The sequence below is a fragment of the Agrobacterium sp. 22-209-1 genome (assembly GCF_053522485.1).
Window position 1 is genome coordinate 1 of the sequence record NZ_JBNWCH010000019.1, and the last position, 9,666, is coordinate 9,666.

Here is a 9,666-nt window from a genome sequence, read left to right on the forward strand (position 1 = left end):
GTCGCAGCTGTCCATGCGGGTTCTTCTGCGGCCTCCAGGGCAATTGTTGACCCATCAAAATCTGATGTCGTGTCCGTCATGGTCTCTCTCCTTGAGTTGGGAGAGTTTTAGACGAATTTTTCCGGATGATATGTATCTAAAAATCCGAATTTCATGCCTATTCCTCCGAACTTTGTGCGTTGCACAATGTTCGGATGTGAATGTGCGTGGCCGCTTGTCTCCGGTTCATAGTCTGACTCTCAAGCGAATGCGGGCCATGTGGTTGAGGCGAATGCCGTGCATCACGCCGGTAAATTGATAGAGCGACATTCCTGATAATGTTGCCGGGATTATGGAGGCGTTCGGCCCGCGAGTGGATACGGGCCTCATGGTAATTGCCGTTGATCTCGATTTTCTCGGTTCACGGAGCCTGTTATGGTGGTTAAGCCATCATACGGCACGGCCCAGACGAGCGGACGACACGTTTTCGCTGTCCTTGGCATTTAGCCTTCCAGATCATGGCCTGCCGTCGGTCGGACAGGCGTGCAATTTTGATTTCTAACGGGTGCTGGCAGGAGCCGTCGATGCCCATGGCGTGAGGCGGTTTATTGACGGACTGGGGGTGCCAAGCCCCTCGCTCACATCGCGTCGGACGATACCCATTTGTTGCGACCGTTCTGTTTGGCGTTCAAGAGTGCGGCGTCTGCTCGTTCCAGCACGCTACTCACTGTTCCTCCCGCCGGTGCGGTTGCAATACCGACAGATACGGTAACCGGGTCAAGCAGGCGACCACGATAGTTGAACGGCGCGCGTTCAACCGCATGCCGGAGTCTCTCCGCAACCTTGATGGCATCTTCAATACCCGCAGCCGGCATCAACACAGTGAATTCCTCGCCGCCGAAACGGAATAGTTCACCCAGTTCGCCGACGGCTTCGGAAAGGACCTGGGCAACATATTGCATCACCGCGTCACCGGCATCGTGGCCAAAGCGGTCGTTGAAGCGCTTGAAATGGTCGATATCCAGCATGAGACAAGCCAGTGAATCGTCTGGCTTCTCAATATGCTTGTTCAGCGCCTCATCAAGAGACCGACGGTTCAGGAGACCGGTCAAGGCATCGTGTCTGGCCATGCCAACCAGCCGCTGCCGCAGTTGGAGGTTTGCGACGGCAAGACCAATATTCTCGGCGAGGAGTTCCAGATAAAGTCGCTCTGTCTCCAGCGTTTCGTTTCTTGCGGGAATTTCGAGGTACAACAGGCCGACGGTGTCCCCCAAGGCGGTCAGCGGTATACAGAGACCGGTTCCGAACATCCCCTGGAGGTGATGGCAGACGACGTCGTCCCCGTCGGGATTGTTGGTGTGGGGACGTCCGCGACGCAGAGCCCAGCAATCATCGATCAAAAAATCAGACACGGAAAACGAAGGGTCGGACCATTTTCCGGTCGATTGGAGAAGTGTACTGTTTTCCTTGAGCACAAGCAGCCGGCCCGCGATAGCGGGAAAAATCTGCGGCATGAATTTCGCAACGACGTCGGACAATTCATCCTGATTCTGGCACGCCTGAATTCGATGCATCATTTGCAGGATTAGGTCCTTGATGCGTTGGTTCCTGCGGTGCTCTGCATCAAGCCGTTCCCGTTCCAGCCCGTTGCTGCGGAAGATGCGAATGGCTTGGTTCATTTCTCCAATTTCGTCTCGTCGCCCTTCGTCTGGTACCTCTATACTGTAGTCCTGCCGGGCAAGGCGCATGACGATATTGCTCATTCTGATAAGGGGCGCGGCAACCCGTCTGCTGAGGACAAAGTACAATACGGCCAAAAACATCAGTGCGGTCAGGGCAAGCATCACCTTGGCGATAGACCCGTAGAAATCACTTCGGCTTTTGGCCTGGTCAACTGTTGCCTGCGTGCGTGCCGCAACCGTCTCTCTCACATTTGCAACGGTATTCAGCAGACTTGTATGCAGTTGATAATACTCGTCACCGAACAGGACCTGTTGCGCTTCGTTCTGGCGCCCGGCGCGATAAGAAGCGATGGCCTCTCGTTCCATCGCATCCAGAGTGTCAGCGCTCTTGCGTATATCCTGAAACAATCCTTCTTCCTGCGGCGAGGCACCGCGCGCAGACAGTTTATCCACGGCTTCTTCGAGGTGATTTTCCTGATCTTCGTCGACATAGAACTTTGCCAGATGTTGCTCGTCGCCTCGCATAACGTAAAGACGCGCCTCCTCGGCGCGCTCATCCGCGATGATCACCAGTTCCTCGGCAAGATCGTTTAATTCGAGATGAGACTCGATTGCCGCGCGCTCTTGGGAGGCGCTTCTTGCCGACAAAATGAATGTGGTGGCTGATACTGTCGTCAGTATCAGCGTTACGGCATAAGCCAGGTTTGTGATGGTGCCAAGTCGCATGGTGATGCCAAATCTTGCCGCACGGTATCACGACCGGGTGCAGCGGGTCCAATTTGTGGGTTTGACCAATCATTTCGCCAAGTCTGTCTGATCCCCTATGGCTACGTCTTAGTCCCGCAGTCCAAAATGTCCAACGTGCTGTGTGGATTAAATTACCAAATCTTTAGTTGTGCGCCATTTCGCCAGTACCTAGCTTACCGGTAAGGCCGCATCCGATGTGGACATGCGCCGCATGATGATGCGTCGTGGTACTGCATTCTGCGCTCGTACTTTTGACTGGCCCATGCAGGACATAGCGTGCAGCCAGATCGTCTTCACCTGCTTTTGGGTGAACGCGGGAGTTTGGTAAAACGGGGCTTTTACCGTTCGTCTCGGTGAATGAAGCGCCCATAGCGCATAGGAAAGAAGGAGTTTCAGCATGCAGATCGGAATGGTTGGGCTTGGACGGATGGGCGCAAATATGGTGCGCCGCCTTTTGAAACATGGTCATGATTGCGTGGTTTTCGATGTCAATCCCGAAAATGTCGCTGCGCTGGTGAGGCAAGGCGCGACCGGTGCCACCTCGCCGGACGATCTCGTTGCGAAGCTTTCACCGCCGCGTGCAGTCTGGCTGATGCTTCCCGCTGCGATTACGCCGAAAATCGCCCGTGACTTTGCAGCGAAACTTTCTGCGGGCGATACAATCATCGATGGCGGCAATTCGTTTTATCGTGATGCGATTGACCTGGCGGCGGAGTTTGCCACCCATGGTGTCGATTTCATCGATACTGGCACGTCCGGCGGCGTCTGGGGGCTGGAGCGCGGCTTTTCGTTGATGATTGGCGGCCCGGTGGCTGCCGTGCAACGGCTTGATCCGATTTTTGCGTCGCTCGCCCCCGGAGCTGGCCAGGGCATTGCAGCCGATCCCGTTACCGGAACGGCGCCGATGGGATATCTGCATTGCGGACCGTCAGGGGCGGGACATTTCGTCAAGATGGTGCATAACGGCATTGAATACGGTGTTATGGCGGCCTACGCCGAAGGTCTGAACATATTGAAGGCTGCCAATGCCGGTATGCAGAACCGCGCGGCGGATGCGGAAACGGCCCCTCTCGCCCATCCGGAATATTACCAGTTCGATATCGATCTTCCTGCCGTGACGGAGGTCTGGCGGCACGGGTCTGTCATCGGCTCATGGCTGCTCGATCTGACGGCCGAGGCCCTGAAGCAGGACCCTGATCTAGACCAATATGGTGGCCGGGTTTCGGACTCCGGCGAGGGGCGCTGGACGCTGCAGGCGGCTGTCGAAACGGGCGTACCGGCTCCCGTGCTGGCATCGGCGCTGTTCGAGCGCTTTTCGTCACGTGGTGAGGCCGAATTTGCCGGCAAAGTGCTCTCGGCAATGCGCAATGCCTTTGGTGGTCATCTGGAAAAAGCAAAATAAGCGCGCCGGTAACGGACAGTTACGATCGGACGGGCCGGCTTCAGGCATAAGTCCTGGATGGAGATTGCACGCTTGGTCGAGGCAGAGGTCCGTTCCTTGCGTGAGCGAGACGTCGTGATGGCAGCCCACATGCTTGGTCTGCTCAATGGTTGGATCTTGTTTCGGGAATTACTGCCAAATGCTGCCAGGCCCACCATCGTCGCGGCGACGTTGACGGTGGCGCGCGCCATTCATCTTGAGGCCTACATCAGTTTTCTGGGTTACGGCATTCAGCCGCCGCTGCCAAGCTGGTGCAACATGTTGAACGGTGCCGAGCAATATCTCGACAGGGCGCTCTGGCTCGCCGTCGTACCCGGTGTCGCCATCACGCTCGACGTCACGAGTTCCAACTTCATTGGCGACGGACTTCGCGACGCGCTCGATGCTCGCAGCGATTTGAATTGAGAGTGCGGGCTGATGTCTTCTTTCTCGCCCTTTGGCGCCACGCTCTGGTGTGCGACGGGCGCTCCCGCACCGGTTTCGGAACCACTCTCTGGTCTTATCCAGGCAGATATTTGCATTGTCGGTGCCGGTTATACCGGGCTGACCACTGCGCTCGAACTCGCCAGGGCAGGCGTTGACGTCATTCTTCTGGAGCGGAAGGAAATTGGTTTTGGAGGTTCCGGCCGCCGTCCGATATGGCAGGACGACATCGAAAACGGTACGATCGTCGCCGTCTGGAAGACGGAGCCCGGCACCTACAACTACCCCCGCCGCGAACTTGAAGAAACTTTTGTGGTGGTTGAGGGCGAGGCGATCTATTCGCAGGCGGCACGCGCTCCGAGGGTTATTCCTCAAAGCCCGACGGAGGGTTTGAACGGCCGAGGCAAAAAGCATTTTTCCAGGCTGCCACACGCTTCTAAAAAAGCGCGCCGCGATGAACGCGACGCGCTTGCCGTTGACGACCCCGTGCGACCGCGGAGACGGACGGATTAACCCGCTCGCTTCAGCTGGAGGTGGGACACGCCAGCAGCCAAGTTCACGCCGGTACCAACTTCGGCACTGATCGGCTGCAGCGCGAAGTTCTTTGCGTTACCGCCGATCAGCGCGTTGGCGCCCACGCCCACACCGACCGAGGCGCCGGCAGATGCGCCAACATAATCACCGCTCAGCGCGCCGTCGCCAACGCGGCTTGCGGCCGTATTGAGCACGATCCAGCTCATATAGGTCTTGCCGGTCACGCCGATGTCGAGGCCAAGCTTGCCGATTGTGCCGGTGTAGCGTTCCGTCTTGCCGGTGCGCTGATGGAATTCGCAGCTCACCGCCTTGCTGGAGCCGACGACGAGGCCGACGCCACCGGCGATTTCACAGGACAGGGTGCCGACGCGTTCCTTCTGCGCGGTTTCCGTTGCACGCTTGCCGCTGTGCTTCGTTTCGGCGGAAGCGAGTGGGGCGATGGCCAGAGTTGCAATTGCAGTTGCAAGAACGAGTTTCTTCATTGTTTGTCACTCCTGTTATTCTTTACAAGTTGGATGCGTGGGGCAGAGGCATCCAGATAGGTATGGGGGCGCTGCCGGATCGCCAGATCGGCGATGATCGGCCGCGATGCGAAACATTCTGCGATGATGACCGCCCGTTCGAAGGCAGAGAGTGTTTCCACTTCGCCCGAGAGCACGATCCTGCCCTCGACGGATGTGACGGAGATCGAGCTGTCTTCCTGTCCATCGGCATAGGCGAGCACGGCTTGCAAGGCGGCACACAGGCTGACGTCCTGGGGGAGGCAGTTTGTGGCCGGGGTCAGTTCACAAGCAAGCATCATGGTGAAACCTCCTACCTTGAACATCAGCGGTTCACTTGAATGCCTTTTTGACGGCGTCCTTGGTCTGGCCGAGCTTCTCCTGCGCCTGGCCCGCCAGTTTTTCGGCTTTGCCTTCCGCCTGAAGCTTGTCGTTGCCTGTGATCTTTCCAGCCGCTTCCTTGATGCTGCCCTTTGCCTGACGGGCGATGCCTTCGATACGGTTGTTGTCCATGACGAATTCCTTCCATCGTTTTGAGGGTGCCGCTGTTGGTAACGGCATGATGGAAAGATAGGCCGGCAAAATCGCCGCTGGCAGAGCAATAGCTACTAGTTCGACTGGTACAAACTGACCTAATTTGCGGGTTCAGCCGCTATTTTTTTTTACTGCCGACAAATCCACGCTCCCGCGCCCAGATTACCGCCGCGGTTCGGCGGTTGACACCGATCTTGCCGTAAAGAGACGCGATATGGTTGCGGATCGTGTGTTTGGAGAGGTTCAGCCGATCGCTCATTTCCTTGTCGCTGCAACCGTCACAGATTAGCGATAGTATCTGCTCCTCCCGATCCGTGAGATCCTTCAGCGATGCGGTCGATGTGGCGCCGCGCGAATTTTGCCGCAGCCCCGCGAGCCGCTCAACAACGGTACGGCTGAACCAGGAGGTGTCGGCCATGACACTTTCGATGGCTTCGATCAGCTCGTTTTCGGATCTTCGCCGTTCCGTAACGTCCTGTATCGCCCAGATGACGCAAAGCTGGTCATTGATCTCTGCGCGTTCTGCCGAAACGATGCACTCAGCTACGCCGCCATCAGCGAGGTTCATGCGCAGATTTTCATTTCGGATAGGAATATTGTCCTTCAGCCGTTTCTCGATTTCGCGTCGCGCTGCCACATCGTCCCACAATCGCAACTCGCTTGCGGTTTTGCCGATCACCTCGGCTTCCATATGACCGCAAAGCGTCAGAAAAGCATCATTGACCTCCGTCAGCACGAAGTCGCTCAGCCTGGAAATTGCCGCCGGCGCGGGCGACAGACGGAAGGACTTGAAGAATCTTTCTTCGCTTTGGCGAAGCGCGTTCTGTGCCTTCCGGCGCCCGTCGAGATCCGCGAAGGTGAACAGCATGCAGGGCTCTTCGGCAACCGCGATTGTTTCACCTGCCACGATCACCAGCCTGTCACCGCCCGGAATGGGAATGAGCGCCTCGCGATGGCGAATGACTCGGCCTTCATGCAGACGCTTCAGCGCATCCTCACCGGTTTCGCACTCGGAAAACAACCCGAGTTCCTTGACGCTGATACCGATGATCTCCTCGCGGTTGAAGCCGGTCATTTCCAGAAAACCCTGATTGACGCGAATGAAACGCTCGTCTTCCAGCCGGCAGATCAGACCCGGCGCCGGATTGGCGTTAAAGGCGCTCTCGAATCGCGCTTCAGCCTCAAACCGCGGGGTCTCGTCGCGAATGATCAATACAAGCACATCGGGTTTTGCGCCGTCATCTTCAAGAATAAGGCCACGCAAGGTATGGACCCAGCATTCAGCCGCATTGTCACTTGGCGATATCTCCACTGTCACATCTTCGAATGTCTCTCCGGCAAGTAGCCGCTCAAGCGGATACTGACCTTCGTCGAGAAGATGATTGTTGCGATAGCGAAGCGTGAAATTGCGCCTGTAGCTTTCGGCGTCGGCGCCAAGCTCCGACACGGTCTCTATGCGGTGCATCTCCAGTGCTGCCTTGTTGGCCCATGCGATCGTTCCTTCGGTTTCCAGCAATATCAGCCCATCGCTGAGGCCTGCGATCAGGTTCTGTAACACGAGGCGGTTGATCTTCGGCAGGTTCACGGTGTCATCCTTCTAGCCCTGTGGCTTCTGGTAGTTTGTGTCGTCTCTAACGCCAAGCGACGTTAAGTGTTGCAGGACGCCACTTGGCCAGAGAACGAAAAATGAGGGATAGACGAGCGCTACATCCGTTTTGTGTGTCGATTTCCGGAATCGCCATCGCACTTTTGTCCCGCCACTGAAACCAAACGGGCCTCTTTTTCGTATCTATGCCAGCGGCCAACTAGGCGCTAACGGAGAAGACGGCCTGATGGAGCTTGGAAGGGACGATGCGCGGACGGGCCTGGCCGTAACCGATGACCTGACAAAGGCGACACTGACCGTTGCCTGGGTCATCATCCTCAACAAGCCGTTTTATCCGCTTTATGTCTGGTATCTGGTCGATGCCGATGCTGCTGTGGCGTCGCTTGTTACGCTGCTATCGCTGCCGTTTTTCCTTGGTATCCCACTTTTGGCAAAGAAATCCCATCTGGCTGCGCGCCTGGCGCTTCCTCTTGTGGGAACGCTCGATACCCTGTTTGAAACAGCGATATTCGGCCATGCATCCGGCACGGAGTTTTTCTTTGCCGCCTGCATCATGTTGGCGGCCATCTCGTTCCGTGCAGAGGAGAAACTCTGGCAATATGCGATGGCAATCCTTGTCTCTATCGCGTTCTTTAGCTCGCGCACATTTCTGGGCGCGGGGCTGCAATCCTGGTCGGCAGATGATCTTGCAACGCTTCTCAGTCTGAATGCGTTCTCCGCTGCCGGCCTCATGGCCTTTATCTCGCTTCGATATGCCGGCTTAACACGGCGAACTGAAACCTGAACCAGATTGACCGAAAGGAGGAGTTTATGCAGAAAAATCGCAAGCGCTTCGTGGGTGCGCTGACAGTCTCGCTACTTCTATTCTCGGGCTCGCTTGCTACTGCTGCCCCCAAGCCTGTTGCCGTTGATGCCGGTCACTATCGGGGCACATGGCTGGAAATCGGTCGCATGCCGATGCTTCTGACGGACGGATGCGTTGCCGGCTATTCCACTTACCGGCAGGGGAAGTCGGCCGATGAAGTGCTGGTCGAAGATGGCTGCCGCGAAGGCACGCCGCGGGGCAAGTTGAAAACCATCAACGGTGTTGGAAAAATCTTGGACTTCGCGTCTACCAAGGCGAAGATGAGGGTCCGTTACCCACTCCTGATCACGTTCAATTACTGGGTGCTCTATAAATCACCTGACAAGTCCTGGTTCATCAGCGCCAATCCATCCACAGACGATGTCTGGGTTTACGCCCGCAACGTTCCCTCCAAGGCGAAGCTCGAGAGGATGATGATGAAAGTGCGTGAGCTGGGCTACGATGTCAAAAAGCTCGAATTTCCCGCCCAGAGATAAACGCTGACGGAGCGCATTCATGATAGCCTCGTTTGAAAGCGACTATAGAGCCATCGTCATCGGTGCGTCCGGCGGTATTGGCGCGGCACTGCTTGCGCGCCTCAAGGCCGATCCGCGGTGTGCGCTCGCCCTGCCTCTGTCTCGCAGCCGCGACGGTCTCGACATCACCGACGAGACGACGGTCCGCGAAGCCGCTGCCCGTCTGGAGGACCAACGCGGTTCATTCGATCTGATCTTCAACGCAACGGGTGCTTTGGTAGTCGATGGTGCCGGTCCGGAAAGGTCGATACGCGCAATCGACGCCGGTCACATGGCGAAACAATTTGCAGTCAATGCCATAGGGCCTGCCTTGCTCCTGAAATATTTCACTCCGCTTTTGCAACGGGACAGGCGAAGCGTCTTTGTTTCCCTGTCGGCGCGGGTTGGCTCTATTGGCGATAACCGGCTGGGCGGGTGGATTTCCTATCGCGCCGCGAAGGCGGCTCAAAATCAGATCGTTCGAACCGCCGCGATCGAAATTGCCCGCACCAACCGCCAGGCCATCATCGTCGCGCTGCATCCCGGAACAGTCGATACGGACCTTTCCCAGCCGTTTTCGAAGGGCAGAGACCGGTTCACCCCGGATCAATCGGCTGTGCGCCTTTTGGAAACGATCAACGGCCTCGACCAGAGCCAGACAGGTCAATTTTTTGCCTATGATGGCTCAACTATAGAATGGTGAGTTCTGGCATATGTGGTCGCTACCAACATCCCGGTAGCAAGGGTGGTGCAGTGATTAGCCTGAACCGCACCGGATTTACCGGAGACCCCAACTCGTGAGAAGTAGGGTCTATGACAAGCAAGACGACGAACAAATTCTCCCCTGAAGTCCGCGCCCGT

At 56.9% G+C, this 9,666-nt stretch carries 9 protein-coding genes and 2 pseudogenes; 6 read left to right on the plus strand and 5 right to left on the minus strand.

What is annotated here, in order from left to right; all coding sequences use genetic code 11:
• Positions 1–617: 617 nt before the first annotated feature.
• The gene (locus ACQZ48_RS23210; protein ID WP_448729546.1) at positions 618–2,387 is read right to left on the minus strand and encodes a diguanylate cyclase; all 1,770 of its coding nucleotides are present in this window, start codon (positions 2,385–2,387) and stop codon (positions 618–620) included.
• A gap of 418 nt (positions 2,388–2,805) precedes the next feature.
• Between ACQZ48_RS23210 and gnd the strand changes: the two genes are divergently transcribed.
• The 3 genes and pseudogenes from gnd to ACQZ48_RS23225 form a co-directional block, all read left to right on the plus strand.
• A complete protein-coding gene (gene gnd, locus ACQZ48_RS23215) occupies positions 2,806–3,810 on the plus strand; it encodes a phosphogluconate dehydrogenase (NAD(+)-dependent, decarboxylating) (RefSeq protein ID WP_448729547.1) in 1,005 nt (334 codons plus the stop codon).
• 51 nt (positions 3,811–3,861) lie between these two features.
• A pseudogene (locus ACQZ48_RS23220) lies at positions 3,862–4,254 on the plus strand (ABC transporter permease); the annotation flags it as partial.
• A 12-nt stretch (positions 4,255–4,266) separates the two neighbouring features.
• Positions 4,267–4,479, plus strand: a pseudogene (locus ACQZ48_RS23225) (FAD-dependent oxidoreductase); the annotation flags it as partial.
• A gap of 302 nt (positions 4,480–4,781) precedes the next feature.
• Here the strand turns inward: ACQZ48_RS23225 and ACQZ48_RS23230 are convergent.
• The 4 genes from ACQZ48_RS23230 to ACQZ48_RS23245 form a co-directional block, all read right to left on the minus strand.
• Positions 4,782–5,288, minus strand: a complete 507-nt coding sequence (locus ACQZ48_RS23230; protein WP_448729548.1) for a DUF992 domain-containing protein — start codon at positions 5,286–5,288, stop codon at positions 4,782–4,784.
• On the minus strand, positions 5,285–5,632 hold the full coding sequence (locus ACQZ48_RS23235; RefSeq protein WP_077984901.1) for a BON domain-containing protein: 348 nt from the start codon (positions 5,630–5,632) through the stop codon (positions 5,285–5,287). Before ACQZ48_RS23235 ends, ACQZ48_RS23230 begins: the two co-directional genes overlap by 4 nt.
• Positions 5,633–5,639: 7 nt before the next feature.
• Positions 5,640–5,819 carry a CsbD family protein gene (locus tag ACQZ48_RS23240; RefSeq protein ID WP_077984902.1) on the minus strand — a complete coding sequence of 60 codons (180 nt, stop codon included), beginning with the start codon at positions 5,817–5,819 and terminating at the stop codon, positions 5,640–5,642.
• Positions 5,820–5,958: 139 nt separating this feature from the next.
• Positions 5,959–7,425, minus strand: coding sequence for a PAS domain S-box protein (locus ACQZ48_RS23245; protein ID WP_448729549.1), 1,467 nt, complete (start codon positions 7,423–7,425; stop codon positions 5,959–5,961).
• Between the two features lie 247 nt (positions 7,426–7,672).
• Here ACQZ48_RS23245 and ACQZ48_RS23250 point away from each other — a divergent pair, with 247 nt between their 5' ends.
• Genes ACQZ48_RS23250 through ACQZ48_RS23260 form a run of 3 tightly spaced genes read left to right on the plus strand, consistent with a single transcriptional unit; the run spans position 7,673 to position 9,508 of the window.
• Positions 7,673–8,230 carry a hypothetical protein gene (locus ACQZ48_RS23250; protein WP_448729552.1) on the plus strand — a complete coding sequence of 186 codons (558 nt, stop codon included), beginning with the start codon at positions 7,673–7,675 and terminating at the stop codon, positions 8,228–8,230.
• 26 nt (positions 8,231–8,256) lie between these two features.
• On the plus strand, positions 8,257–8,787 hold the full coding sequence (locus ACQZ48_RS23255) for a lipocalin family protein (protein WP_448729550.1): 531 nt from the start codon (positions 8,257–8,259) through the stop codon (positions 8,785–8,787).
• A gap of 19 nt (positions 8,788–8,806) precedes the next feature.
• Positions 8,807–9,508, plus strand: a complete 702-nt coding sequence (locus tag ACQZ48_RS23260) for an SDR family NAD(P)-dependent oxidoreductase (RefSeq protein ID WP_448729551.1) — start codon at positions 8,807–8,809, stop codon at positions 9,506–9,508.
• The last annotated feature ends 158 nt before the right edge of the window (positions 9,509–9,666 follow it).